Source organism: Kitasatospora sp. NPDC023176 (genome assembly GCF_055560495.1).
In genome coordinates this window covers 66,188-91,609 of the sequence record NZ_JBVHIP010000032.1, presented here as the reverse complement: position 1 = coordinate 91,609, position 25,422 = coordinate 66,188, and the positions used below count along the sequence as shown (strand labels likewise).

Sequence of the window (25,422 nt, the reverse complement as noted above, 5' to 3'; positions counted from 1 at the left end):
CGAAGCCCTTGTCTGTTGTGAGGTTACGGGTGTAACTTTACGGCCGTAGCAAGCGAGTCAGCCGAAGGCCACGAGCCAGCCGAAGCGGAGAACAAGCCATGAACGACACCCTCCTCACCCGTGCCACCGAGGTCGTCCTGCCGGGCACCGTCGACCCGGACGGCCTCCAGGTGCGCACCCGGGACCTCCCGCTGCCCACCGCGGGCAAGGTCCTGCTGCGGATGGACGCGACCGGCGTCTCCTTCGCCGAGCAGCAGATGCGCCGCGGCAAGTACTACGACCAGCCGCCCTTCCCCTTCGTGCCCGGGTACGACGTGGTCGGCACGGTCGTCGCGACCGGCCCGGACGTCGACCCCGCGCTGGTCGGGCAGCGGTTCGCCGCCGTCACCAAGACCGGCGCCTGGGCCAGCCTCCAACTGCTCGACGCCGCCGACCTGGTGCCCGTGCCGGACGGCGTGACGGCCGCCGACGCGGAGACCGTCGTGGTCAACGGGGTGACGGCCTGGCAGATGCTGCACCGGACCGCGAAGGTGGCCCAGGGCGCCACGATCGTGGTGCTCGGCGCCAACGGCGGCGTCGGGTCGACGCTGGTGCAACTGGCCCGGCACGCCGGGATCACGGTGATCGGCACGGCGTCCGCCCGGCACCACGACACCGTCCGCCGACTGGGCGCGACCCCGGTCGACTACCGCGACCCCGACGTCTACCGGCGCATCCGGGAGCTCGCACCGGACGGCGTGGACGCGGTGTTCGACCACGTCGGCGGCGCCGGACTGGAGGAGTCCTGGCGGCTGCTGCGCCGCGGCGGGGTCCTGGTGTCCTACGGCACCGCCGCCACCAAGGACGAGGAGGGCGACTCGCGGCTCCCGGTGCTCAAGCTGTTCGCCCGGCTGGCGCTGTGGAACGGCCTCCCCAACGGCCGGTCCGCCCACTTCTACAACTTCTGGGCGGGCAGCCGCCGCCCGGCCGCCTTCCGGGCCCGGCTGCGCGAGGACCTCACCCGGGTGCTGGCGCTGCTGGCCGACGGCGCGCTCACCGCCGAGATCGCCGCGCGGTTCCCGCTGGACGAGGCCGCGGCCGCGCTCGCGCTGGCCGAGTCGCGCACCGTCGCGGGCAAGGTCGTCATCGTCCGGTAGCCGCGCCGAGTGCGGAGGACCGCTCGGGAGGCCTCAGACCTCAGACCTCAGACCTCAGGCCGCGTCGGCGGAGGCCTCCGCGATCCGGGCCTCGATGTCCTGGAGGATCGGCCGGTAGGTCTCCTCGTACCGGCGCATCCTGGTCAGGCACTCGTCGAACAGCCGCCGGGAGCGGGCCTTGCGGTTGGGCATCAGGTCGTAGCGGCGCAGCCGCACCGAGTGCATGTCGACCATGAAGCCGGCCCGGCAGCGCACTCCGTGGGCGTGGCGCACGTCCTCCTCGGCCTCCTGCAGCAGGCTCCGGTAGGCGTCGTGGCCGACCTTCCAGCGGGCGGCCTCCTCCGGGGTGCCGGGCACCTCGACGCCGCGCGCCATCGGGTCGACGACGTCGTAGAGGGTGAACTCCAGCCCCTCGGGCACCTGGACCCAGGGCATGACGCGCCACGGCCAGGGAATCAAGGTGAAGGTGTGCTGCTGTACGCGGATCACGCGGTTCCCCCCGGTGGCTGTGCGCGTCGGTCGGCGCCCGGCGTCCGGGGCCTCGCCCCAGCGTAGAGGAAGCCAACGGGGCCGATGGTGGGCGACGTTGATCATGCGGCGTCAAGTGGTCTGTACAGCTCAGGGTTTCCTGGCCGGCGACCTCGCCTACGGCGACGGGCCGTCCCGGCGGGCGCGCGCTCGGTGACGCTGAAGTTCCGGATGTACGACGCGGGCAACAACTGGTACTGGGCGGTGGACCACGTCCGGCTGGACGGTCGCCCGATCACCGGCTGAGCCTGCTCCTGCTGCTCCTGCTGCTCCTGCTGCTCCTGCTGCTCCTGCTGCTCCTGCTGTTCGCGCCGCACCCGTGGCACCGGTCGTCATCGCGACCGGCGCGGCGGCCGTGGTCCGGGTCGCCTTGCGGGCCGTCTCCGGGGGGCGGGCCGCGGGTCAGCCGGTGGGGGCGCCGACCTGGTCGCGTTCGAGCGCGGAGCGCAGGGTGGCCAGGGTCCGTGCGGCCGCCGACAGGGCGGTGGCGTCGAGGGTGCCCGCGAGCAGCTCGGCCAGGCCCTCCGTGAAGGTCCGCTCGGCCGCCTCGACGAGCCGCGTGCCGTCGTCGGTCAGGACCAGCAGCGAGGACCGGCGGTCCGCGGGGTTCGGCCGACGGGCGGCCCAGCCCTGCTTCTCCAGGCGGTCGACGCCCTTGCTGGTCGCGCCGACGCCGATGGCGAACTCGGCGGCGAGGTCCGCCACCCGGCTGCCGGGGTGGCGGCGAAGGTAGTCCAGGAACTCGTACTGCGAGGTGACGATGCCGTGCCGCTCGCGGAGCCGGTCGTTGAGGGCGTTGTACAGGCGGGTCTCGCACCGGACCAGGTCGGCGAAGAGCGCCGGGAGGCCGGATGCGGGGCGGTCGCCGGGTGATGTATCTTCCACGGCATATAGTGTACGGGAAGCTACTTGGGATGGGGAGTGGGCTCATGAGCAGGGAGCAGCGCAGCCGGATCGACGCGATGCTGCGGCAGTCGGGACCGGCGGGGCAGCCGGAGGAGGCGGGGCCTGTGCGGCCGCCGTCGGTGGAGGAGATCCGGGCCGGGTTCCGGGAGCTGATGGCCGGGATGATCGTGCCCCACGGCGCCATCCGCACGGCGCCGACGGTCCTCGGCGACCGGCCCGCCCTGCGCGTCGTGCCGAAGGACGAACCGACGGCAGGAGCGACGGACGAACCGAAGGTCGGAGCGACGGACGGAGCGGAAGCGGGGACGATCCTCTACTTCCACGGTGGCGGCTGGGTCTTCGGCTCGCCCGAGACCGCCCTCTCGCTGACCGGGAACCTCGTGGCCAGGACCGGCCTCGGCGCGTACTCGCTGGACTACCGGCTCGCCCCCGAACACCCCTTCCCGGCCGCGATCGAGGACTGCCTGAGCGCCTACCGCGCCCTCCTCGACCAGGGAGCGGACCCCTCGGCCATCGCCTTCGCGGGGGACTCCGCCGGCGGCGGACTCGCCGTCACCACCTGCCTCGCCGCCCGGGACGCGGGCCTCCCGCAGCCCGCCGCCGTGCTGGCCTTCTCCCCGGGCCTCGACGCCACCCGGACCGGCGCGAGCATGCGCACCAAGGAGGGCGTCGACCCGATCTTCACCCGGGCCGCCCTCGACCACACCGGAGCCATGTACCTCGCCGGGGCCGACCCCCGGCAGCCGCTGCTCAGTCCGGCCGTGCACGCCGACCTCACCGGCCTGCCCCCGATGCTGATCCAGGTCGGCGCCAACGAACTGCTGCTGGACGACTCCACCCGCCTGGCCGCGCGGGCGGGCGCGGCGGGCGTGGACGTCATCCTGGACATCACCGCCGACGCGCCGCACGTGTTCCAGTGCTTCGCCGGCGTCCTCGACGAGGCGGACGAGGCGCTCGACCGCGCCGCGCTCTTCCTGCGTCAGCGGATCCGCGCCGGGCGGACGCGGGCCTCGTAGCTGCCCACCCGCAGGTCCTGTCGGGGGTGGGTCGGCCCGTGATCAGGCCCCGGCGCCCGCCTGACGGAGCAGACGGAGCAGGTAGGCGCCGGAGGCGGCGGCGAGCAGGGCCATGCAGGCGGCGAACACCAGGCCCGCTCGGGCGAGGCCGAGCGGCCCGGTGAGCACGCCGACGCCGATCACCGGGATCGAGATGCCGAAGTAGCCGACCACGAAGAGCGCCGACAGGGCCCCGCCACGGTGCTCCGCCGGACTCGCGGCGGCGACTTCGCCCACCGCGCCGCGCAGGCCCATGCCCTGCCCGGCGCCGCCCACCAGCGCGGCGAGCACCAGGAGCGCCAGGACGGTCCAGGCCAGCGAGCCCGCCAGCAGGGCCAACCCGGCGATCAGCACCAGGCAGCCCAGCGGGATGGCCCGCGCGGTGCCCAGCCGGGGGACCAGCAACTGGCCCAGGGTGGACGCCAGGAAGGCCGAGGAGACGACCAGGCCGACCACCGCCCGGTTGTGCACGCCCAGGCCCTCGGCGAGGAAGGCCGGGCTGACCGAGGTGAACAGGCCCAGCAGGGAGAACCCGGCGAAGGCCGCGATCCCGGCCGGTACGAACACCCGCCGGACCTCCGGCGGCAGACTGGGCCGGACCGGCCGGGCGGTGCGCAGCGGACGGGCGCCGGCGACGGTCTCCGGCAGCCGCAGGAGGGCGCAGACGGCCGCGGCGAGCAGCACCAGGTGCACGACGAACGGCAGCACCAGCGGGTGCGGCGCGTACTGGGAGAGCAGGCCGGCCAGCAGCGGCCCGAACCCCAGGCCGCCCATGTTGGCGGCGGTCGCGACGAAGCCCGCCCGCCCCCGGTGCCGTGGCGGCGCCAGTTCCAGCACGTACGCCGTGGCGGTGCCGGTGAACAACCCCGCCGACAGGCCGGACAACAGCCGGCCCAGGCACAACAGGAGCACGCTGTCCGCCGTCAGGAACACGACGGCGCTGCAAGCCGAGCTGAGCAGCCCGCACAGCAGTACGGGCCGGCGCCCGACCGAGTCGGACACATTGCCGACCAGCAGCAGGACGCCGATGACCCCGAAGGCGTACACGGCGAACACCACCGTCACCGTCAACTCGGAGAAGCCGATCCGCTCCTGGTACAGCCCGTACAGCGGGGTCGGCAGGGTGGTCCCGGTCATGCAGACGGCGAAGGCGAAGGCGGCCAGCAGGTAGTCCGCCCGGGCGACAGGTGGTCGGACGGTCCGATGATCGGTCACCAGCCCACGATAGGCGCGCCACTCGAACCGGCCCACGGCTCACCGGAGCGCGCTGGGCCGACCGGCCGTACGCCTCCCGACCTGCCCGTACGCCCCCGGAGCGGGCCGTACACCTCCCGGCCGGGCCGGCCGCCCGTGCCGCCCGTGCCGCCCGCCCGTGCCGCCCGCGCGGGCCGATGAAGCCGGCCGCAGGGCTCTTGAAGGGCTCCGGCGGCCCTGCTTGACTTGCGGGCGTGGCCGACACCGCACCCGCACCCGCACCCGACCCGCTCGGCGACCTGGTCAGCCGTCACCCGGTCGACAACCGCACCCGATGGGTCAATGCCGCCTGGGCCCTGCCGATCGGCGTGCTCACCGGCTGGCTGGGGCTGTGGGCCCTGCTCCGGGACGGCGGCGCCTCGGGGAGCGGCAAGGGACTCGGCACCGCCCTCGGCCTCGGCCTGTGCGGACTCGTCATCGGCATCACCCAGGCGACGCGGGCCCTGCGCGGCGGCAAAGGTGAGTACTTCGAGGTGCGCAGTCACGGCCTGGTCCACGGCAACTCATCGGGCCGCAAGGCCAGTTGGACCTGGAACCAGATCGCCGTCATCACCATCCCGCGCCCTCACACCTCGGTCGGCGCCCACGCCCACCGGTTCGGCAACGACTACCGCTGCGTCCTGCGCCTGGCCGACGGCGGGCGGGTGCGGATCGACGGGCTGGCCGTCGCCGCCCGCGCGCTGGGCGCCGCGGTGGCCGACCGCTGCCCGGACGCCCGCCGGAGCGAGGGCGACGAGTGGACCCGTCGGGCCGGGGCCTGGCTGCTCCTGGCGGCCGCGGGCTGCGCCGTCGTCGTCGTCCTCCTGATCCGCTACCTCTCCGACCACCCGGGCGGCGACCGGATCACTGTCGACTCCGCGGGCCACACCTCGTACGAGTACGTCCAGGGCATCGACGGCACCACCGTGGCACTGATCGCCATCGCGCTGTTCGTCTGCGCCCTGGGCGCCATCACCCTCGTCGGCCTCTTCTTCTACGGTCGCCTCCACCACCGCCGCTGAGCCTTCGGCCGCCACGGTCAGGGTGTGGGGCCACGGTCAGGGCGTGGCACCCCGGCCGGCGACGCCGACGAGCAGGCAGCCGCCGGCCGCCAGCAGGCAACCGACGCTGCCCCACAGGACGTACCGCACCGCCCGGTTGTGGTCCGGCGACAGCTCGGCCCGCAGCCGGGCCCCGGCCGGGGTGACGCCGAACGCCAGGCAGACCAGCCACAGGCCGAGCGCGCCGACCGGTACCACGGCGAGCAGCCCGGCCAGATCGCCGGTCGCGTAGGAGAGCCCGGTGGCGTGGTAGCCGCCGTCGCCGTACTCGACGGGCAGGGCGGCGCCGAGGCGGTGGCTGCTGCCGATCGGCGAGCCCTCGGTCACCGTCCGGCCGTCGTCGGAGCGGAACTCCCCGGCGCAGGAGGTGATCAGACGGGGCTTCGCCGGGTTGTCACCCCAGCAGCGGTCGACGGTCAGCATGCCCGGCCGGCCGCTCATCCCGGCGGCGTAGGCGAAGGAGGTGGCGGCCGCCCGGCCGCCCAGGAAGCCAAGGGCGATGACGGCCACACCGAGCACCAGCGCCGCCAGGAAGCCAATGCCCCAGCTCTGCGGCCGGCGCCGCCCGGCCGCGGTGATCCGGGCCCGTGCCGTTCCGGGGACGTGTGCGGTGCGGGCCGCCCGGCCGGAGGTCCTCGTCGACCTGTTCTTCCTGCTCATGCCCTGGTTCCTCGGGTCGTGCCGTCCTCGGGCGGGTGGGCCGCCGGGGCGATGGGGGACGATCATGTCAGACGGCACGCGCGCGCTCCGACGGGGTGCGGCGGGAGGCGCGAGGGCCCGCTCGAAGGCCGGCCGGTCGTCCGCCGGGAGGGCTCGCGGGAGGCGCTGGTCCGGGGCCGACTCGCCGTGGTTGCCGAGGAGTTCGATGGTGTGCCGGCGTCGGCGTGCTCGGTGGGGCGGAGGTGGGGTTCGGCTTGAACCAGGGCAGGTCGTCGCGGACACAAGGGGGCGCGGCCGTCGTCGCGCGGCTCGTCGCGCCCACAGCCGGGGCGGTGGTCAGAGCTTGTCGGCCGCGCGGACCCGGTGGAGGTGGATCAGCACGTCGTAGTTCGCGCCGAGGGCGAGGGTGGGCAGCGGGTCGCGGCTGAAGATCGACCCGGCGTCGTAGGTCGGGCGGGCCGTCCCCAGCCAGGTGCGGGCCGCGGGCGAGGCCTGGCGCAGGTCGACGTAGAAGTCGCGGGGGCGGACCCGGTCGAGGAGGTACTCGTTCATGCCGAGCGTGGCCGGCGGCACCGTGGTGCTGCGCCAGTCGTCGGCGAACGGGTCGGCCTTGGTGAGGAAGGAGCCGCCGCCGAAGGTGAAACCGATGCTGACGTACCCGGCACCGAGCTCGTCCCGCAGGAGGGAGCCCTCCGTCCGGGGGTACAGCGCGGGGTCGGTCGACAGGAAGCCGACGTGGCCGTTGTGCGCCGAGAGCAGGACCTTGCCGCCGAAGCGGCGCTGCCACCACACGGTGTTGTCGGTCATCGCCCGGTCGCGGAGCAGCTGCGCGGCGGTGACGGAGGCGGCGTCGTCGGTCCGCATGGTGGTGAAGGCGAAGGTCCGGGCGATGTTCCGGGCGTGCAGGACGGCCCAGTCGTACCCCTCGTCACCGTCCCGGCCGGCCGCGGCGACCAGCTCCAGCGCCTGCTGCGCCAGGTCCGCGTTGCGCTGCCGCTCGGGCAGCGGGGTCCGGGTGACGTAGCCGATGGCGTCGGCGAACGGCCGCAGGCCGGCGTACAGCTGCTCGACACCCGACAGCGAGGCGGGGGCGGCCTTCCGCAGGTAGGCGCTGACCTCGGCGAAGGGCTGGTCGCCGATCCCGGGGAGGCCGAGGTCGGTGCCCACGAAGTGCACCGGGCGCTGCGGCCCGCTCAGGTTGTAGGCGCGCATCCAGCCGATCAGGTCGGCGAACTCCCGCCGCTGCCACGGCGATCCGGCCATGACCCGGCGGGCCAGCCGCTGGGCGTCGGCGTCGCCCTGACCCTGCACGAACGCGTCGATCAGCAGGCCGGCCGACCAACTGGCCTCCAGGGCGAAGGTGGTGAAGCCCTTCTCCTCGACCAGGTAGCGGAACACCCGGTGCTTCATGGTGAAGAACTCGTGCGAGCCGTGGGTGGCCTCGCCGAGGCCGACCACCCGGGCGTCGCCGATCATCGCGCCCAGGGCCCGCAGGCCGCCGGTCGGGGCGTCGGGCTCGGTGGACCGCAGGAGGTGGGCGATCCGGTCCAGGTCCGCGGAGACGGTCGCGGACTGCGGGGCCGAGGCCGGGGTCGGGGTCGGGGTCGGGGCCGACGCGGATGCGGCCCTGGCCGTTCCCGGGGTGAGCAGCGTGGCGGTGGCGGCGACCGCGGTGCCCGTGGTGGCGGCCAGTACGGTCCGTCGGGCGATGGGCTTCCGGGTCACGGTCATGATGGCTACTCCTCGGCTCGTGGGTTTGATCGGTTCAACTCGTCCGGCTGTCCGGGCCGGTGAGAGAATCCTCCGCCGAGGAGGGGGTGGGGCGCGCTGGGGAGGGCCGCCAGGTTTCTCAGGGGGGCAACCCCACCTACCCCGGGCCCCTGGGGGTACCGGGACGGTTCCCCTAGGGTCACCTGGACGAGTGGACGGACTGCTGGTAGTGGGCGAGGTCGTTCTGGGCGGGGGCACCCCCGCGTCGTCGTGGGCCTGGTGGCCGTGGCCGCCGTTGCCGCCCTGGCCGGCCGATCTGACCGCCCGGCCGATCTAACTGCCCGGCCGATCTGACCGACATTGCCGCAGACCGGTGAGCAGGCCGGTGGCTGCGGTGTGGAGCATCCTGCCACCGTGGCCGGGGATATACCCGGGACTGGGCGGCCCGCGCCCCTCGCCCCGCGCCCCGCGCCCCGAAGGGGGCACGGGGCGGGGCCGCCGGGCGTTGGGATGCCGGCGTGTTCCGCGTCAGGACAGCCGGTCGGCGCGATGGGTGGGCCGGCCGTCCAGGACGGTGAGCAGGACGGGGACCGCCGCGAGTTCGGTGGCGGGGGTGGTGAGCGGGTCGGTGGCGAGGACGGTGAGGTCGGCGCGGTGGCCGACCGCGATCCGGCCCGCCAACTGCTCCTCGCCCGCCGCGAAGGCCGCGTTGACGGTCATCGCGCGCAGCGCCTCCAGCGCGGTGAGGGCCTGGCCGGGGTTGTGCGGGGGCTGGTCGAGGTCCCGGGACGGACGGCGGTGGCGGGCCCCCGCCATGACCCCCAACGGCGGGTAGGGGGCGATCGGCCAGTCGGAGCCGAGCACGACGGTGGCGCCCGCGTCCCACAGGTCGCGGCAGCGCCAGGCCCGGTCGGCGCGCTCCTCGCCGAGGCGGCGGGACCAGTTGTCGGTGTGGTCGGCGCGGGTGAAGTCGCAGCAGTGGGTGGGCTGCATCGAGGCGATCACGCCCAACTCGGCGAAGCGGCGCACTGCCTCGTCCGGGATGGTCTCGATGTGTTCGATCCGGTGCCGGACGGGGGCGGGTCGGGTGGGGGTGCCGTCGGCAGGGTTGTTCGCGGTGGCCTTGGCGACGGCATCGAGGGCGTGGCGGACGGCCGCGTCGCCGATCGCGTGAGTGGCGGTCGGCACTCCGGCCCGGTGCAACTCCTCGACCACCCGCGTGTAGTGCGCCGGATCGGGCCAGAAGGCGTGGGTGGACTCCCCGTGGCAGTCCGGGCGTTCCAGCCAGGCGGTGCCGTTGTCGATGGTGCCGTCCATGAACAGCTTGACGCCGTTCACCCGCCACAACTCACCGCCCCGGCCCTGAAGTTCGACCAGTGCGCGCAGTCCTTCCCGGTCCACGCCGGGCTGGCACCAGGGGGCGACCCGGAGCCGCAGCGGGAGTTCGCCCGCCTCGTCCAGCTCGGCGTAGAGGTCGAGGCTGTCGCCGCCCGCGTCCATCGCGTGGCCGCCGGTGAGGCCGTTCGCCGCCATGGCGCGCAGGGCGGCCGCCAGGCGCGTGCGGCGCTCGGCGCGGGTGGGCTGGGGAGCGGCGCGCTCGACCAGTTCGCAGGCCGCGTCCTCCAGCAGCAGACCGGTGGGGCGGCCGTCGGCGTCGCAGACCACCTCGGCGGCCTGGGCGAAGGTGCGCGGGCCGTCGACGCCGGCCAGCTCCAGGGCGCGCGGGCTGGCGAGCATGGAGTGGGCGTCGAAGAGCTGGAGCAGCGCCGGGACGCCGTCCAGCACGGGAGCCAGGGCGGCGGCTGCGACGGGACGGTCGCCGAACACGTTCGGGTCCAGGCCCCAGGCGTGCAGCCAGGCCCCCGGGGCCAAGCCCTCGACCTCGGCGGCGAGGGCGGCGCGGACGGACGGCAGGTCGGTGCAGCCGGAGAGGTCCAGGCCGTGGGTGAGCTCGGCGCCGGTGACCGGGTGCAGGTGGCCGTCCACCAGGCCGGGGGTGACCACGGCGCCCTTGAGGTCGATCACCGTCGTCGCGGCGTCGGCGAGTTCGCGGATCGTCCGGTCGTCGCCCAGGGCGGCGATCCGGCCGTCGGCCACGGCAAGCGCGGACTGCGGGAGGAACCCGCCGGACGCGGGGTCGAGCAGGCGGGCGGAGAGGAGGACGAGAGAGGTGCGCACTTCGGCTCCAGCGGTGGTGCGGGGTGGGGGAGTCGGGGTCAGGACTGCTCTTCGGTGGTGGGTGGGGTGGGGGCGGCCTCGGCGATGGCTTCGGTCGGGGTGGCCGGGGCATTGGCGGGGGTGGCCGGGGCGGCCGGGGATTCGGCACCGGCTTCGGTCGGGGCGGCCGGGGCGCCGGGCTGCTCGGGGAGGGCGAGGGTGCCTTCCGTCAGGCCGAGTTCGCGTTCGGCGGTGGCGGCGGCGAGCCGGATGACGGCCGACGGGTGGTTGCCCAGGCCGGTGTTGGCGTGGGAGGCGAGGCCGTCGATCACCACCAGGATCCGGACGGCCGTCAGGACGGCGTCCTCGGTGCGGAACTCGCCCTGTTCGACCCCCGCGCGGACGACGCCGCTGAGGCGGCCCCGCCACAGCGTCTCCTGGCCGAGCACGCGCTCGCGCAGGACCGGGCGGTAGCGGCTGAGGTGGCGGGCGTTGAGCCAGAGCCGGCTCATGTCGTCGTAGGCCGGGCCGGTGGTGCGGGCGAAGAAGCGGGCGAGGTGGTTCAGCGGGGAACCATCCGGCGGGTCGGCGGGCAGCAGCGTCTCCAGCTCGGTGGTGGCGGCGCTGCCGAACGCCTCGGCGACGAGATCCTCCACGGCCGGGAAGTAGTGGCTGATCAGGCCCGGTCTGACGGTCAGCTGCTCGGCGATCCGGCGCAGGGTGATGCACTCCAGGCCCTCGGTGAGGGCGACGGTGGCAGCGGCCCCGACGATCTCCGCCCGGCGGTCGTCGGGGGACTTCCGGATCCGTTTGCGCTGAACGCTTGACGTCATGTGCCGGATGCTATTGAGTGTGCGACCAATAAGCAAGCAGGTGGGCACGACACCCCCACGGAGGGCCCCCCATGGCGTCCACGCTCCCGGACCGTCCCCAGTCCGACTTCCCCGCCGGACCCGCCGGACCGCGACCCCAGCCGTCCCCGCCACCTCAGCAGGAGCGGAACGGCCGGGTCGAAGTCCACGGCATCGACCACATCCCCGACACCGAACGGCGCGGCCGCGCCCGCGAACTCTTCGCCGTCTGGGCGGCAGCCAGCGTCAACTACCTCAACCTGGTGGTCGGCGGGGCCCTCGTCCTGACCGGGCTCAGCCTCTGGCAGGCCTTCGCGGTGGTCGTGGTCGGCAACCTGTTCTGGCTGAGCACCGGCCTGCTGGCCGTCTCCGGACCGGCCGCCGGCGCACCCAGCGAGGTGATCACGCGGGCGATGTACGGCGTCCGGGGCAACCGGGTGAACAACGCTGTCACCGGGTGGATGATCTCCGTCTGCTACTTCGCGCTGAACCTCGCGGCGGCAGCCGTCGCGGCGTTCTCACTCGCCGAGCAGGTCGGGATCACCCCGAACATCCCGATCAAGATCACCATCGTGATCGCGATCGTGGTGGTCACACTCACCATCAGCGTGTACGGGCACGCCATGATCGTGCGACTCTACCTGCCGATCACCCTGGCCCTCGCCGCCTCCTTCGCCGTCGTCGGCTACGCCGTCCTCCGGCACGCCGACCTCGGCTGGAGCCAGCCGGAACCGCTCACCGGCGGCGGACTGTGGGCCGCCGTCCTGGCCGGCATCACCCTCATCGGCTCCGGCCCGCTCTCGTACACCACCAGCGCAGACTTCTCCCGCTACCTCCCTGCTACCACCTCCCCCCGCGCCGTCCTCGGCTGGACCGCGCTCGGCGGCTTCCTGCCCAGCGTCGCCGTCGGCGGACTCGGCGTGCTCGGGGCCACCGCCGTCGACATGACCGACCCCCAAGCCGCGCTCCAGAAGATCCTTCCCGGCTGGTTCAACCCGATCTTCCTGCTCTCCCTGGTCGTCGGCACCATCGCCGTCAACGCCCTCACCGCCTACAGCGCCGGCCTCGCCCTGCAAGCCGTCGGCATCCGCATCCGCCGAACGCTCAGCGTGCTCGTGGACGGCACGGTCGCTGTCGCGCTGACCCTCTACGCGCTGCTGGTCTCCAACTTCCTCGACACCGTCAGCAACGTGCTCCAGCTGACCGTCGTCCTCCTCGGCCCCAGCACCGCCATCTACGCCATCGACATCCTGCTGCGCCGCAACCACTACGACGGCCGAGCCCTCACCGACGAGTCCCCCGGCAGCTCCTTCTGGTACCGCGCGGGCGTCAACCCGGCCGGCGCCCTCGCCCTGCTCGCTGGCGTGACGACCTCGGCCCTCTGCGTCGACACCCTCTACACCGGCCCCGTCGCGGCCCTCACGGGTGTCGACCTGGCCCTCCCGGTGGGCATCGTGGTGGCCGCCGTGGTCTACGCCCTCCTGATGCGGCGAACGGTGCTCCGCCAGAGGGCCTGACGCCGGAGGTGGTCGGGGCAGTTGGGCATCGCGCAGGAAGTCGGGCCAGTCCGACTTCCTGCGCAGGCCCGTTCGGGCGCGGGTCCGGCTGGTGCGGGGTGGTGGCGGGGCTCGGGGGCGGGGTGTTCTTCCGAGCGCAGTGGGCCGGCTGGGCACGGTAGGGGAAGTCGGCGGGTCCGACTTCCGGTGTCGAACCTCTTGGGTGCGAGTGTTGGCCTGCTGCGTTCGGGGGGCCTTCTGGAGCCGGAGGGGAGTCGGGAGGGTTGGGCAAGGCGTGGGAAGCGGCGGGTTCGACCTTCGGTGGTGGTTTCTCGGGTGGGTCGGGTGCCTGCCCTTCTCATGTGAGGGGTGGACGGTGAGCCGTGTTGCTGGCGGGGCGAACGCGGCGGCAGCGAGGGGCGGGAGCTGGGCAGGGGTGGAGCTGGGCGAACGGCGGTGCGCTCCTGGTGAGTTCCTCTGCCCGGCCATCGTCCGCCCCGTCGTTCGGCGTTGCGTGTCGGCGATCTCGGTTATGGTGCGGACCGGCTGCGCCTGGCCATCGCAGGGTCGGCGCGAGGGGAGGGGCGTCATGATCGGCGTCGTCGGTGACGGTTCGCGCGGGGCCGAGGAGCGGGGTGGTGAGGGCATCCAGTGGCTGGCGGACGCGGGTGGGGAACTGACCGGAGTGGTGTTCGCCCGGGGGGTCCCGACCGAGGATCTCGCCCGTCGGATGGGGGCCGACCCGGCTACGGTGACCAGGCCGATCAGCGGCCGGGAGATCTGGGACCTGGACATCGAGGTCTACCGCCCTGGTGACGACGGCGACGGTGTGATCCGGGTCGGTGAGGCGGACGGCTGGTCCTTCGCGATCGAGTACGGGGACTCCACCGGTGGCGAACTGCTCACCGAGATAGCGCGCGAGGGCGTGGAGGTGGTCCACTTCCGCCCGATGCCGGAGCAGCCGCCCGCCCTGCTGGACTACGCCCGGGACGGCGCGGTGCTCTGCGGCTTCGGCCTCGGCCAGGAGCGCTGGCGCTGGGGACAGGAACCCGACCTGCTGGTGCCGGAGTTGGTTGCCGCCAACGTCCTGGAGGCGGACGGTGTCACCCCCTGCGCGCCCGGGAGTTCGCCCTGCGCGGGTGTCCGTCGGCGGACCCTCGGCGCGGTCGGGCGGCGGTTCGGGTTGCGCCTGCCCCCGGCGGTACTGGGTGAGTTGCGGCTGCCGGCGTACGTGGTGCGCGGCAGGCCGGGGCTGGAACTGCGCTGAGGTGAGCGGGGGAGGGGGCGACAGGGACGACAGCGGGAGGACGGGCAGGGCGGGGACGATGGTCAGGTCGGTCAGGTCGGTCAGGTCGGTCAGGGCAGTCATGGCGGAGTTTCCTTCCGGGCCCCACCGGAGGGGCCCCGTTGACCGCCATCCTCACGCGCCATCGCCCGCCCGCACATGTGCCGATCGGCAGGTTCTGGCGACCAGTTCCCCCAGGTCGGGCAGCCGATCGGCCTACTGGCCCGGTGTCGAGGGCGCGGATCGGGACGGGCGGTAGGGGCCCCGATCATGGCTGCCGCTGAACTCGACCGCCGGGCCCGGGGCCACCTACCTCGACTGGGTGCCGACCGGTCCGGTCGCTCGGCTCCTCGGACACGGCCACCTCGCCCGGCTGCCGGTCCGGCACGGCCGGGGCGGGGAGCCGTCGGGGTGCCGCGCGCCCTGCCGTGGTCGAGCGGCGGCGGCGAGGACTGGATCGTGCCGCCGCGTGCACGCGGTACCTCGAACAGGGCAGTGCCGAGGAGGAGTTGGGGTACCCGGACGGGGTGTCTGCCCGGGTCGGATCCCCGAAGGGGAGCGTCCGGCTGCGGTACCGGCTGCCCGCCGCCGTCGGCCGCGTGGAGCGGGCGGTGGGGAGATCAGGGCCTGCCCCGATGCCGGATCCCGCTACGTGGTCCGGGAGTCGGCCGGGGCCGGGCGCCCGGCGGGGGCCGTCGGGCTGCTGGATCCGTCCCACCGGGGGCACCGCCCGGGCCTGGCGGGGCTGCTCATCGAGCGGGCGGGCCGACGAGGGGACGGCCGTGTCGCGCCGGGCCGCCGGGCCGCCTGACCCCACAGGCCCCCGGGTCGGGAGCCCCGCGACGTCAGGCCGCGAGCCCCGCCGTGCGCACCCGGGCGGCGGCCCGGGACAGCAGCAGGGTCGCGACCAGGCTCGGGCAGAAGCCCAGCGCACAGGTGGCGAGCAGGGCGCCGGGGGTCAGTCCGGACGAGAGCACCGTGACGACCAGCGCGACCGCGGGGGTGAGGACCAGCGGCGAGAGCAGGAGCAGCGTCGCCTGCCGCTTCTCCCGCCGCGTCCACTGCCGCGACCTGGTCACCCGGACGGCCGCCAGGACGGCCGAGACGAACCCGAGCACCGGCCCGGCGACCGGGATCAGCGCCAGCGGCAGTGCGAGCACGGCGAGGGCCAGGGTGAGGTTGGTCCAGCCCGCCGTCTCCGGCGCGGGCGGCGCCAGCCCCTCCTCGGCGAGGGCGGCGTCGGCGATCTGCCGGGGCGTGCCGAGCTGCTCCAGGACGGAGCGGACGGCGGCCTCGGTGAGCGGGGCTTCGGTGAGCGAGACCTCGATGTGTTCGCGCAGGTCGGCCATCAGTTCGCGGCGGCGCTCCGGCGGCAGCGTGGCGGTGCCGTGGGCGACCGCGTCGAGGTGGGCGCGGACCAGGGGGTGTTCGATGGGGTTGTTCACGGGTGTTCTCCCGGGGCGAGGACGTGGTCGACGGTGGCACGGAAGGCGGGCCACAGCGCGGTGAACTCCTCCAGCGCGCTCCGCCCGGCCGCCGTCAGGGTGTAGTACCGGCGGGACGGGCCGCTGGCCGAGTCGCGCAGGAAGGTGTCGGCGAGCCCGGCGCGGCGCAGCCGGGACAGCAGCGGGTAGATGGTGCCCTGGCTGGTCGCCAGCATCGGATGGCGGCCGAGTTCCTGGAGCAGTTCGACCCCGTAGCGCGGGCCGTCGCGCAGCAGCGCGAGGACGCAGTACTCCAGGACGCCCTTGCGCAGCTGGGTCGCGACCGGGCCGTCGGGCGCACCTGGCGCGTCGGGCGCGGCTGGCCCACCTGCGGGCCGGCCGTCGGGCCCGTCGGGCTCGTCGCCCTGCTCGGAGCTTGTGATGCCAGGTACCATGCGATGCAAGATAGCAGGCGAAGCAAGGTAGCGCACGCACGACAGAAACACGGCAGACACGACAGCACGTCAGTACGTCAGCACGCCAGGCCGCGAACGCCCCTGTGGCCCTGCGGCCCTGCGGCCCTAAGAACCCGCGACCCGCTACCCCTCCCGCCGCGAAGGTCGCGAAGGCCGCGAAGGCCGCCACCCGGCCAGGTGCTCGGCGAGCACGGCGCCCGGGTCCGCCGTGGTGTCCCGCAGCGCGACCATGGCGGCGGTGATCACGTCGCACAGCTCGCCCTGCAGATCGGCCACGGAGTGGCTGACCCCCTTGCGCGGGTTGGCTCCGAGCACGCCGAGCAGGGCCTCGGCGACCTCCCCGGCGCCCTCCTGGATCTTCACCACCTGCAGGTGCAGCAGCGGCAGTCCGAGGCTTTCCCCGTGGTCGGAGAGATGGCGGTGGATGTCGTCGACCACCGCCCAGTCCGGGGTCCGCCCGACGGTCAGTCGGGTCTCCAGCTGGCGCAGGTAGCCCTTGAGCGCGGGCGGCATTTTCATCCGCTGCGCCTCGGCGAACGGGACCAGTCGCAGCTCCTGGCCCTCGCCGAGGACCAGCTCGGCCGGGTCGACGTCGACCTGGGCGTGGAAGGCGCGCCGCCGGGCGCCCCGGTGGTCGGTCGCGGCCAGCACCGGGTGGAAGGGACGCAGGCCGGGTACGTGCAGCCCGGTCTCCTCGCGCAGTTCGCGCACCGCGGTCCGGTACGGCGTCTCGCCGGGCTCGCGGTGGCCGCCGGGGACGACCCAGTGGGCGGGCCACCGGATGTCCGGCTTGTCGTCGCGCAGTTGGAGCAGGACCTCCTGCCGGCTGGTGGTGATGAAGACGTCCACGCTGACGAAATCGGTGTCGTCGCTCAACGCGCCCCCTGTCCACGATGTACCCGAGACACGCCCATGACGTGCCCGCGACGGCCCCCCGGTGCGCCTACGACGTACCGGCGACGCACCGGCGAGGCACCAGCGCCATGCCGGCGACGCACCGACGGCCGGCGGTAAGGCTGCCACCCCGTGGCCCGGTTGAACCCTCACCCGGTCAGCCGGTGAGAGCCCGTTCGGCGCACGCCCCCCGTCCGGAGACTCCGGCGGGCGTCGCCCGGCCCCGGCCCCTAGGGTCGGTGATGCGCCGACGGTGCCGAGCGCCGGGGCGTACGCCTTCCCGACGCACCAGGGCGTACGCCGTCCTGTCGTGCGCCGGTGCACTCGGCAGAGCAGCCGAGCAGACCAGCCCGGCAGACCAGCCCGACAGACCAGTCCGGCAGACCGGCCCGGCGCACCAGCCCGGCCAACCGAGAGGTGGACCGTCCCATGCACACCGTCGTCCGCGGCGCCGGCGCACTCGGCCTGGCCGCGCTGCTGCTCGCCCCGCTCTCCGGTTGCCAGGGCGACAGCCGCTCCGCCGCCGAGCCCGCGCCCAGCTCCCCGGCCACCGACGCGAGTGCCACCGGTCTGGCCGCCCAGCGGCTGGACTGGAAGGCCTGTCCGGCCCCGAGCGCCGCGCAGGGCGGCGGCACCGCGCCCGCGAGCGACTGGGAGTGCGCCACCCTCAAGGCCCCGCTGGACCACACCAAGCCCGACGGGAAGACCATCGACCTCGCGATGATCCGCAGCAAGGCCAAGGACGAACAGCACCGGATCGGCTCACTGTTCTTCAACTTCGGCGGCCCCGGGGCCTCCGGCGTGGCCACCCTGCCCGCCCTGGCCTCCGCCTACGCCTCCCTCAACACCCGCTACGACCTGGTGAGTTTCGACCCGCGCGGGGTCGGCGACAGTGCCGGGGTGATGTGCCTGGACGACCAGGGGATGGACGCCAACGCGGCTGTCGACGGCACCCCGGACACCCCCGCCGAGGTCAAGGCGCTGGACGACAGCAACGCGCAGTTCGCCGCCGGCTGCGAGCACAACTCCGGCCCGGTGCTGCCGTACGTGGACACCGAGAGCGCCGCCCGGGACCTCGACCTGATGCGGCAGGTGCTCGGTGACCAGAAGCTGTCCTACTTCGGCATCAGCTACGGCACCCAACTCGGCGGCGTCTACGCGCACTTGTTCCCGCAGGAGGTCGGCCGGGTCGTGCTGGACTCGGTGATCGACCCGACGAAGGACCCGGAGCAGAGCGCGCTCGGCCAGGCCCAGGGCTTCCAACTCGCCCTCGACGACTTCATGAAGGCCTGCGCCGCCCAGTACGCGGCCGCCTGCCCGACCGGCAGCGGCGGCGCCGAGGGCACCGCGCGGATCACCGACCTGCTGCAGAAGCTGGCGCAGTCGCCGCTGCCCACCAGCAGCGGACGCAAGCTCACCGACAGCCTGGCCGTCACCGGCATCGCCGCCGCCCTGTACAGCCGGCAGGCCTGGCCCGCGCTGGCCTCCGGGCTCACCGAGGCGATGCAGGCGGGCACCGGCGACACCCTCCTCCGGCTGGCCGACTCGCTGCTCGGGCGTGACCCGCAGGGCCACTACAACAACCTCAACGCGGCCAACCGGGCGATCAGTTGCGTGGACTCCCGGCAGCGCTACTCCGACCAGGACGTCGAACAGCAGCTGCCGCAGTTCCACGCCGCCTCCCCAGTGTTCGGCGCCTTCACCGCCTGGGGCCTGACCGGCTGCACCGGCTGGCCCGTCCCCGGCAAGGCCGACCACCCGGAGGTCTCCGCCCAGGGCGCCGCCCCGATCCTGGTGGTCGGCACCACCGGGGACCCGGCCACCCCGGTCGAGGGCGCCCGTACGATGGCGCAGCAGCTGGGCGCGGGCGTCGGCGTCACCGTCACCCTCAACGGCGAGGGTCACGGCGGGTACAACACCGGCAACCCGTGCCTGAAGCAGACCGTGGACGCCTACCTGCTGGACGGTAAGGTGCCCGCCGACGGGGCCACCTGCAGCTGAGAAGTGGCCCACTGCAAGTGGCTTCAATTGGCCCTGGATACTGGTCCAATCCGGCCCTAGGATCATCCACGTGAACAAGAACGAGAACAAGAACGCGCACGAGAGCAAGAACGAGAACGCGCTCGAGAACGAGATCGTGAACGCCGAGGCCACCAAGGTCGACTTCTACTTCGACCCCGTCTGCCCCTTCGCCTGGATCACCTCCCGGTGGATCCTGGAGGTCGCCCGCCAGCGCGAACTCGACCTCACCTTCCGGGTGATGAGCCTGTCCGTCCTCAACGAGGGCCGCACCGACCTGCCGGAGCGCTACCAGCGTCTTATGACCACCGGCTGGGGCCCCGTCCGGGTCTGCATCGCCGCCGCCGAACAGCACGGCCAGCACGTGCTGCGCGACCTGTACACCGAGCTCGGCACCCGCTTCCACGACCAGGACCGGCCCGCCGACGACACCGTCATCCGCGAGGCCCTGGTGGCGGCCGGACTGCCCGAGGAACTCGCCGAGGCGGCCAACAGCACCGCCTACGACATCGCGCTGCGCAAGAGCCACCACGAGGGCATGGACCCGGTCGGCGAGGAGGTCGGCACCCCGACCATCCACGTGGACGGGGTGGCCTTCTTCGGCCCGGTGCTGAGCGCGATCCCGCGCGGGGAGGACGCGCTGCGGGTCTTCGAGGGCGTCCGGCTGCTGGCCGGCTACCCGAAGTTCTTCGAGCTCAAGCGGACCCGGACGGACTCGCTCGACTTCTCCTGACGACCACCCGGGGCTCGCTCCGGCTCCCATCCGGGGCCGCAGGGGTCGACCATGGAGGGGTGGGCCCCGAGCGGAGGTCCGTGCGGGGCTCGCGGGTGAGGCCCGGCGGCGCCCGAGAGGCGGTGAGCGTGGATGATCGGACGAACGCGTCTGCGCGTTGCCCGCCACCCAGCGACCCCGCCCGGCGGAGGGGCCGGTGGAGGGGCCGGTGGAGGAGCCGGCCGAGGCCCTGGTCAGTGGTCCGGCCCCGGCGGAGGACCGGGGCGGGGCCCCGGCCCCGGCGGCACCCCGCCCAAGCCGCCGCCCGCGCCGCGCCGCTGGCTGCTGCCCGTCGCCGTGCTGGTGACCCTGCTGCTCCTGGTGCTGCTCGCCAAGCCCAGCCCGACCGGCCCGCGCTACGGCTACACCGACCTGCTCACCCGGGTCGACGCCGGCCAGGTGCAGACCGTGGACGTCAGCGACACCGGCGGGGTGTCCGGCACGCTCAAGGACGGCACCCACTTCACCAGCCAGATCCCGACCGCCCTCGACACCTCCCAGCTCAGCCGGGCGCTCTCCGACCAGCACGTGAGCGTCACCGGCAGCCGCTCCAGCGGGGGCAGCTCGATCTGGTCCTCCCTGCTGCTGTTCCTGCCGCTGCTGATCTTCGGCGGGCTGTTCCTGTGGTCCGGCCGGATGGCGGCGCGCTCGCTCGGCGGCGGGCTGAGCGCGATCGGCCGCTCCCGGGCGAAGATCATCGAGGCCGAGCGGCCCGCCACCGGCTTCGCCGACGTGGCTGGGTACGAGGGGGTGAAACAGGAGGTCAGCGAGGTGGTCGACTTCCTGCGCAGCCCGGAGCGCTACGCCGCCGCCGGGGCCAAGGGGCCACGCGGGGTGATCATGGTCGGCCCGCCGGGAACCGGCAAGACGCTGCTCGCCCGGGCGGTCGCCGGCGAGGCCTCCGTACCCTTCCTGTCCGTCACCGGCTCCGGCTTCGTGGAGATGTTCGTCGGCGTCGGCGCCTCCCGGGTCCGCGACCTCTTCGAGGAGGCCCGCAAACGCGCCCCGTCCATCGTCTTCATCGACGAGATCGACGCCGTCGGCGGCCGACGCGCGGGCGGCACCCGGATCGGCGGCAACGACGAGCGCGAGCAGACCCTCAACCAGCTGCTCTCCGAGATGGACGGCTTCGACCAGAGCACCGGCATCGTCGTCATCGCCGCCACCAACCGGCCGGACGCCCTCGACCCGGCCCTGCTGCGCCCCGGCCGCTTCGACCGGCAGGTCACCGTGCCACTGCCCAACCAGGCCGAGCGGGCCGCCATCCTCGCCGTCCACACCCGCGGCAAGACCCTCGACCCGAACGCCGACCTGGACCGGATCGCCCGCGGCACCCCCGGCTTCTCCGGCGCCGACCTCGCCAACCTGGTCAACGAGGCCGCCATCAACGCGGTGCGCGCCGACCGGGCCACCATCACCGCCGCCGACCTCGACGCCGCCCGCGACCGGGTCCTGCTCGGACGCCGCGAATCCTCCAACGCGCTGCTGCCCGAGGAACGGCACGCCGTCGCCGTACACGAGTCCGGCCACGCCCTGACGGCCGCGCTCTGCCGGCACGCCGACCCGGTCGACAAGGTGACCATCCTCCCGGCCGGGGTCTCCCTCGGCGCCACCGAACAACTCCCCGAGGCGGAGCGACACCTGTACAGCGAGGGCTACCTGACCGACCTGCTCACCGTCCAGCTCGGCGGGCGGGCCGCCGAACTGGTGGTCTTCGGCGAGGGCTCGACCGGCGCCGCCAACGACCTCGCCAACGCCACCTCGGTGGCCACCCGGATGGTCCGCGAGTTCGGCCTCTCCCCGGACCTCGGACCGGTCGGCTACTCCAGCGGCTCCCCCCAGTACCTCGGCGAGCACCCCGACGACCTGCTTCGGCGCCCCTACTCCGAGCAGACCCAGCGCGCGGTGGACGAGGCGGTGGCCGGCCTGCTGCGCGGCGCCGAGCGCCGGGCCGTCGCGCTGCTGCGCGAACACCGGCACCACCTGGACGAGTTGGCGGCGCTGCTGGTCGCCCAGGAGACGGTGGACGGAGGCGTGGTGCTCGACATCCTCCGGCACCCGGCGCCGGATCCGGGCCCGGGGCGAGGACCGGACACGGCAGCCTGAGCCGGATCCGGATCCGGGGCCGGGCCCGGGCAGCCTGAGCAGGGCCCGCCGCAGGCCCGGGCGCGGCCCGGGTGGATGATGTCGTGGTACCGATCCGAAGGAGCCGACCATGACCGAAACCCTGCCCGCGGACGTCCAGCGCGAGATCGCCCTGGCCCTCGGAGTGGTGCCCGTCACCGACCCCGCGAAGGAAGCCGAACGCCGGGTGGCCTTCCTCGCCGACCAGCTGCGGGCCTCCGGCGCGCGCACCCTGGTGCTGGGCATCAGCGGCGGGGTGGACTCCACCACCACCGGGCGGCTGTGCCAGCTCGCCGTCGAGCGACTGCGCGCCGAGGGGTACCAGGCCTCCTTCACCGCGATGCGGCTCCCGTACGGCGTCCAGGCGGACGAGGCGGACGCCCAGCGCGCCCTCGACTTCATCCGGGCCGACGAGCTGCTGACCGTCGACGTCAAGCCCGCGACCGACGCCGCCTTCGACGCGCTGCTGACGGCCGGCCTCACCTTCCGCGACCACGCCCACGAGGACTTCGTGCGCGGCAACGTCAAGGCCCGCCAGCGGATGGTGGTCCAGTACGCGGCCGCGGGCGCCGCTGTCGGCCTGGTCGTCGGCACCGACCACGCCGCCGAGGCGGCCGTCGGCTTCTTCACCAAGTTCGGCGACGGCGCGGCCGACGTGATGCCGCTCTCCGGCCTGACCAAGCGTCAGGTCCGCGCGGTGGCCGCCCACTTGGGCGCGCCCGAGGAGCTGGTCGGCAAGGTCCCCACCGCGGACCTGGAGAACCTGGCTCCCGGCAAGCCCGACGAGGACGCCCTCGGCGTCGAGTACAACGACCTGGACGACTTCCTGGAGGGCCACCCGGTCAGCGAGCAGGTCTTCCGGACCGTCCTCGGCCACTACCGCCGCACCGAGCACAAGCGCGGCCTGCCGATCACCCCGGGCCGGGCGTGACCGAGCCGGACGCGCGAGCCGGGCGGGACGGGCGGGCGGCCGGGGCGGTCCTCGGGGCGGCGGTGGGCGACGCCCTCGGCGCGCCCTACGAGTTCGGCCCGGCCCGCGCCCTGACCGCCCGCTTCCCGTCCGGCGGCGCGGAACTCGTCGCCGGCGGCGGCTGGGAGCGCGGCGAGGCCACCGACGACACCCAGATGGCCGTCCTGGTCGCCGAATCCCTCCTCCAGCGGGGCGAGTTGGACCTCCCGGACATCTTCGACCGGTTCCGCCGCTGGGCCACCGCCGAACCCAAGGACATCGGCATCCAGACCGAGTCCGTGCTCACCGGCGGCCACCCCTGGGACCTCGCCGCCGCCATCCACTTCAACTCCACCCTGCGCGCCGCCGGCAACGGCTCACTGATGCGCGCCGCCACCTCCGCCGTCGCCTTCGCCCGCGCCGGACGCGAGGGCACCATGGACGCCGCCCGCCGGATCGCCGCCCTCACCCACGGCGACCGGGCCGCCTGGGAGGGCACGGCGATCTTCCATGAACTCGTCCGCCTCGCCCTGGACGGCACCGACCCGCTCGCCGAACTCCCGGCCGTTCTGGCCGCCGTGGACCCCGACGAACGAGAGCGCTACGCCACCGTCCTCGCCCCGGACTGGCACCCCGACCGCGCCACCGAGCCCAACGGCGCCGTCTGGCCCTGCCTGGGCTCCGCCGTCTGGGCGCTGCGCACCACCGACGGCTTCGAGGCGGCCCTGCACGCCGCCGTCGACCTCGGCGGCGACACCGACACCGTCGCCGCCGTCACCGGCGGCCTGGCCGGCGCCCGCTACGGCCTGGCGGCCATCCCGCCCCGCTGGACCGAGCCGCTGCACGTGCCCCTGCCGGGCTCCGGCGGACGCGTCCTGCGGGCGCCCGACCTGCTGCGCATGGCGGAGCGGCTGGCGGAGTAGCCGGCCGTGCCGCTCAGGAGCAGTCCCGGTGATGACCCACCGGCCGGTCCGGGCACGACCGGCACTGGAAGACGTAGCACGGGTGGGCGTTCGACCTGGCGCGGCAGTGGGGGCCGGACGGGATCACGGTGAACGTGCTCGCGCCGGGCTACGTGGTGGACACCGAGATCTTCGGCGCAGACCGGACCGAGGAGTTCCACGCCCGGAAGGTCGCCGGCACCTTGGTGGGCCGGGCCGGCACCCCGCGGACGTGGCCGAGGCGGTCGCCTTCATCGCGTCCCCGGCGGCCGGTTGCCTCACCGGTCAGGTGATCGGCCTGAACGGCGGCGCCGTGCTGGGCAGGTGATCCGTTCATCGCTCGTCTACCACCCCTGCCTACGGTGAGTCGCAGAACGAACCGGGCCCGACCACAGGAGTTTCCGCTGTCCAGGATCATCACCACCGCCCTGCCCGCGCACGGGCACGTCAGCCCGCTGCTGGCCATCTCCGCCGACCTCGCCGCGCGCGGCCACGAGGTGGTCTTCCTCGGTGGTTCGCGCTTCGCGCAGGCCGCCGGGCGGGCCGGGGTGCGCTTCGCCGCGCTGCCCGCCGGGGCCGACTGGGACGACCGCGACCTCGACGCGTCCTTCCCGGGGCGGGCGGAGCTGGCGCCCGGTCCGGAGCGGATCGCCTTCGACGTGCGGCACATCTTCCTCGACCCGGTCCCGCACCAGTACCGGGCGCTGCTCGCGCTGTTGGCGGAGTTCCCGGCCGACGCGGTGATCGCCGACTCCTTCGTCCAGGGCGCGCTGCCGCTGGCGCTCGACCGTCCGCGGGCGGAGCGCCCGGCGCTGATCGGGGTGGGGACCACGCCGTCGATGCTGCCGAGCGTGGACACCGCGCCGTTCGGGCCGGCGCTGCCGCCGCTGCCGGGGGAGGAGGGCCGGATCCGCAACCGCGCGCTGCAGGAGGAGATGGACCGGCGCGGCGAGCCGTTGCAGCGGTACGCGGAGAAGGTGTTCGCGCAGGTGGGCGTCCGGCTGCCGGAGGGCCCGCGCGGGCTGGCGCAGGTGACGGTACCGGACGTGTTCCTGCAGCTGACCGTGCCGGGCCTCGAGTACCCGCGCAGTGACGCGCCGGCCTCCTACCGGCTGATCGGCGGGCTGCCGGCGAACGTCGGCGAGGACCAGCCGCTGCCCGAGTGGTGGGCGGAGGTCACCGGCGAGCGGCCGGTCGTGGTGGCGACCCAGGGGACGCTGGCCAATGACGACCTGTCCGAGCTGGTCGCGCCGACGGTCCGCGCGCTGGCGGAGCGGGACGTCCTGGTGGTCGCCGCCACCGCTCGCCCGGACGGCCCGCGGGCGCTGACCGAGCTGCTGGGCGGACGGCTGCCGGGCAACGTCCGCGCCGCCGGGTACGTGCCGTTCGACCGGCTGCTGCCGCACACCGACGTGCTGGTGAGCAACGGCGGCTTCGGCGGGGTGCAGACGGCGCTGCGGTACGGGGTGCCGCTGGTGGTGGCGGGGGCGAGCGAGGACAAGCCGGAGGTGGCGGCCCGGGTGCAGTGGGCCGGCGTCGGGCTGGACCTGCGCACCGGCCGCCCGGAGCCGGAGGCGGTCGGCCGGGCGGTCGAGCGGGTGCTCGGCGAGGGCCGGTTCCGCGAACGGGCGCGCGCGCTGGGCGCGGAGTTCGCGGAGTACCGGCCGTTCGACACCATCGCCGAGCTGGTCGAGTCGCTCTGAGGCTGCCGCTCGCCGGGACGGCTGAAACGATCCGTCAGCTGC

General features: G+C 74.3%; 21 protein-coding genes. 11 read left to right on the top strand and 10 right to left on the bottom strand.

Going from position 1 to position 25,422, the window contains the following annotated elements; all coding sequences use genetic code 11:
- Positions 1 to 98: 98 nt before the first annotated feature.
- Entirely contained in the window at positions 99 to 1,136 is a 1,038-nt protein-coding gene (locus tag ACZ3YL_RS32980; RefSeq protein ID WP_465660962.1) for a medium chain dehydrogenase/reductase family protein, read from the top strand.
- Between the two features lie 54 nt (positions 1,137 to 1,190).
- On the opposite strand, the gene ACZ3YL_RS32975 is transcribed toward ACZ3YL_RS32980, so the two are convergent.
- Positions 1,191 to 1,625 carry a hypothetical protein gene (locus ACZ3YL_RS32975; protein WP_188307186.1) on the bottom strand — a complete coding sequence of 145 codons (435 nt, stop codon included), beginning with the start codon at positions 1,623 to 1,625 and terminating at the stop codon, positions 1,191 to 1,193.
- Positions 1,626 to 2,066: 441 nt separating this feature from the next.
- Entirely contained in the window at positions 2,067 to 2,549 is a 483-nt protein-coding gene (locus tag ACZ3YL_RS32970; protein WP_465660960.1) for a MarR family winged helix-turn-helix transcriptional regulator, read from the bottom strand.
- Between the two features lie 44 nt (positions 2,550 to 2,593).
- On the opposite strand from ACZ3YL_RS32970, the gene ACZ3YL_RS32965 reads away from it, so the two are divergent.
- Complete coding sequence (locus tag ACZ3YL_RS32965) at positions 2,594 to 3,586, top strand: alpha/beta hydrolase (protein ID WP_465660958.1); 993 nt, start codon at positions 2,594 to 2,596, stop codon at positions 3,584 to 3,586.
- A gap of 42 nt (positions 3,587 to 3,628) precedes the next feature.
- Here the strand turns inward: ACZ3YL_RS32965 and ACZ3YL_RS32960 are convergent, their stop codons facing one another.
- Positions 3,629 to 4,843 (bottom strand): MFS transporter, encoded by a 1,215-nt coding sequence (locus ACZ3YL_RS32960; RefSeq protein ID WP_411293036.1) that lies wholly within the window; start codon positions 4,841 to 4,843, stop codon positions 3,629 to 3,631.
- Between the two features lie 230 nt (positions 4,844 to 5,073).
- Between ACZ3YL_RS32960 and ACZ3YL_RS32955 the strand changes: the two genes are divergently transcribed.
- Positions 5,074 to 5,880 carry a hypothetical protein gene (locus ACZ3YL_RS32955; protein ID WP_465660956.1) on the top strand — a complete coding sequence of 269 codons (807 nt, stop codon included), beginning with the start codon at positions 5,074 to 5,076 and terminating at the stop codon, positions 5,878 to 5,880.
- 36 nt (positions 5,881 to 5,916) lie between these two features.
- Here ACZ3YL_RS32955 and ACZ3YL_RS32950 read toward each other — a convergent pair whose 3' ends face one another.
- From ACZ3YL_RS32950 to ACZ3YL_RS32935, 4 genes are all read right to left on the bottom strand, one after another.
- Positions 5,917 to 6,579, bottom strand: coding sequence for a hypothetical protein (locus ACZ3YL_RS32950; RefSeq protein WP_465660954.1), 663 nt, complete (start codon positions 6,577 to 6,579; stop codon positions 5,917 to 5,919).
- Positions 6,580 to 6,915: 336 nt separating this feature from the next.
- The gene (locus tag ACZ3YL_RS32945) at positions 6,916 to 8,310 is read right to left on the bottom strand and encodes an erythromycin esterase family protein (protein WP_465660952.1); all 1,395 of its coding nucleotides are present in this window, start codon (positions 8,308 to 8,310) and stop codon (positions 6,916 to 6,918) included.
- 507 nt (positions 8,311 to 8,817) lie between these two features.
- Positions 8,818 to 10,467, bottom strand: coding sequence for an amidohydrolase (locus ACZ3YL_RS32940; RefSeq protein WP_465660950.1), 1,650 nt, complete (start codon positions 10,465 to 10,467; stop codon positions 8,818 to 8,820).
- Positions 10,468 to 10,505: 38 nt separating this feature from the next.
- Positions 10,506 to 11,279 carry a TetR/AcrR family transcriptional regulator gene (locus ACZ3YL_RS32935; protein ID WP_465660948.1) on the bottom strand — a complete coding sequence of 258 codons (774 nt, stop codon included), beginning with the start codon at positions 11,277 to 11,279 and terminating at the stop codon, positions 10,506 to 10,508.
- 71 nt (positions 11,280 to 11,350) lie between these two features.
- Between ACZ3YL_RS32935 and ACZ3YL_RS32930 the strand changes: the two genes are divergently transcribed.
- Positions 11,351 to 12,814, top strand: coding sequence for a purine-cytosine permease family protein (locus ACZ3YL_RS32930; protein ID WP_465660946.1), 1,464 nt, complete (start codon positions 11,351 to 11,353; stop codon positions 12,812 to 12,814).
- 568 nt (positions 12,815 to 13,382) lie between these two features.
- Positions 13,383 to 14,060 carry a DUF6461 domain-containing protein gene (locus ACZ3YL_RS32925; protein WP_465660944.1) on the top strand — a complete coding sequence of 226 codons (678 nt, stop codon included), beginning with the start codon at positions 13,383 to 13,385 and terminating at the stop codon, positions 14,058 to 14,060.
- Positions 14,061 to 14,923: 863 nt separating this feature from the next.
- Here the strand turns inward: ACZ3YL_RS32925 and ACZ3YL_RS32920 are convergent.
- The 3 genes from ACZ3YL_RS32920 to ACZ3YL_RS32910 all read right to left on the bottom strand — a co-directional run bounded on the left by ACZ3YL_RS32920 (position 14,924) and on the right by ACZ3YL_RS32910 (position 16,854).
- Positions 14,924 to 15,523, bottom strand: coding sequence for an HAAS signaling domain-containing protein (locus ACZ3YL_RS32920; RefSeq protein ID WP_465660942.1), 600 nt, complete (start codon positions 15,521 to 15,523; stop codon positions 14,924 to 14,926).
- Positions 15,520 to 15,957: a PadR family transcriptional regulator gene (locus ACZ3YL_RS32915; protein WP_188310096.1), complete on the bottom strand. Its 438-nt coding sequence runs from the start codon at positions 15,955 to 15,957 to the stop codon at positions 15,520 to 15,522. Before ACZ3YL_RS32915 ends, ACZ3YL_RS32920 begins: the two co-directional genes overlap by 4 nt.
- A 144-nt stretch (positions 15,958 to 16,101) precedes the next feature.
- Positions 16,102 to 16,854: an NUDIX domain-containing protein gene (locus ACZ3YL_RS32910; protein WP_465660940.1), complete on the bottom strand. Its 753-nt coding sequence runs from the start codon at positions 16,852 to 16,854 to the stop codon at positions 16,102 to 16,104.
- Between the two features lie 447 nt (positions 16,855 to 17,301).
- Here ACZ3YL_RS32910 and ACZ3YL_RS32905 point away from each other — a divergent pair, with 447 nt between their 5' ends.
- The 6 genes from ACZ3YL_RS32905 to ACZ3YL_RS32880 all read left to right on the top strand — a co-directional run bounded on the left by ACZ3YL_RS32905 (position 17,302) and on the right by ACZ3YL_RS32880 (position 25,380).
- Positions 17,302 to 18,873 (top strand): alpha/beta hydrolase, encoded by a 1,572-nt coding sequence (locus tag ACZ3YL_RS32905; protein WP_465660938.1) that lies wholly within the window; start codon positions 17,302 to 17,304, stop codon positions 18,871 to 18,873.
- Positions 18,874 to 19,006: 133 nt separating this feature from the next.
- Complete coding sequence (locus ACZ3YL_RS32900) at positions 19,007 to 19,624, top strand: mycothiol-dependent nitroreductase Rv2466c family protein (RefSeq protein ID WP_188310110.1); 618 nt, start codon at positions 19,007 to 19,009, stop codon at positions 19,622 to 19,624.
- 132 nt (positions 19,625 to 19,756) lie between these two features.
- Positions 19,757 to 21,769 carry an ATP-dependent zinc metalloprotease FtsH gene (ftsH, locus tag ACZ3YL_RS32895; protein WP_465660936.1) on the top strand — a complete coding sequence of 671 codons (2,013 nt, stop codon included), beginning with the start codon at positions 19,757 to 19,759 and terminating at the stop codon, positions 21,767 to 21,769.
- 109 nt (positions 21,770 to 21,878) lie between these two features.
- Entirely contained in the window at positions 21,879 to 22,718 is an 840-nt protein-coding gene (gene nadE, locus ACZ3YL_RS32890) for an ammonia-dependent NAD(+) synthetase (protein ID WP_465660934.1), read from the top strand.
- Complete coding sequence (locus ACZ3YL_RS32885) at positions 22,715 to 23,659, top strand: ADP-ribosylglycohydrolase family protein (RefSeq protein WP_465660932.1); 945 nt, start codon at positions 22,715 to 22,717, stop codon at positions 23,657 to 23,659. Before nadE ends, ACZ3YL_RS32885 begins: the two co-directional genes overlap by 4 nt.
- Before the next feature lie 380 nt (positions 23,660 to 24,039).
- The gene (locus tag ACZ3YL_RS32880; protein ID WP_188310101.1) at positions 24,040 to 25,380 is read left to right on the top strand and encodes a glycosyltransferase; all 1,341 of its coding nucleotides are present in this window, start codon (positions 24,040 to 24,042) and stop codon (positions 25,378 to 25,380) included.
- Positions 25,381 to 25,422: the final 42 nt, after the last annotated feature.

Coding starts and splice junctions, on each gene's coding strand:
- ACZ3YL_RS32980 (WP_465660962.1), top strand. CDS start 99: ATGAACGACACCCTCCTCACCCGTGCCACCGAGGTCGTCCTGCCGGGC.
- ACZ3YL_RS32965 (WP_465660958.1), top strand. CDS start 2,594: ATGAGCAGGGAGCAGCGCAGCCGGATCGACGCGATGCTGCGGCAGTCG.
- ACZ3YL_RS32950 (WP_465660954.1), bottom strand. CDS start 6,579: ATGAGCAGGAAGAACAGGTCGACGAGGACCTCCGGCCGGGCGGCCCGC.
- ACZ3YL_RS32945 (WP_465660952.1), bottom strand. CDS start 8,310: ATGACCGTGACCCGGAAGCCCATCGCCCGACGGACCGTACTGGCCGCC.
- ACZ3YL_RS32935 (WP_465660948.1), bottom strand. CDS start 11,279: ATGACGTCAAGCGTTCAGCGCAAACGGATCCGGAAGTCCCCCGACGAC.
- ACZ3YL_RS32930 (WP_465660946.1), top strand. CDS start 11,351: ATGGCGTCCACGCTCCCGGACCGTCCCCAGTCCGACTTCCCCGCCGGA.
- ACZ3YL_RS32925 (WP_465660944.1), top strand. CDS start 13,383: ATGATCGGCGTCGTCGGTGACGGTTCGCGCGGGGCCGAGGAGCGGGGT.
- ACZ3YL_RS32915 (WP_188310096.1), bottom strand. CDS start 15,957: ATGGTACCTGGCATCACAAGCTCCGAGCAGGGCGACGAGCCCGACGGG.
- ACZ3YL_RS32905 (WP_465660938.1), top strand. CDS start 17,302: ATGCACACCGTCGTCCGCGGCGCCGGCGCACTCGGCCTGGCCGCGCTG.
- ftsH (WP_465660936.1), top strand. CDS start 19,757: ATGATCGGACGAACGCGTCTGCGCGTTGCCCGCCACCCAGCGACCCCG.
- nadE (WP_465660934.1), top strand. CDS start 21,879: ATGACCGAAACCCTGCCCGCGGACGTCCAGCGCGAGATCGCCCTGGCC.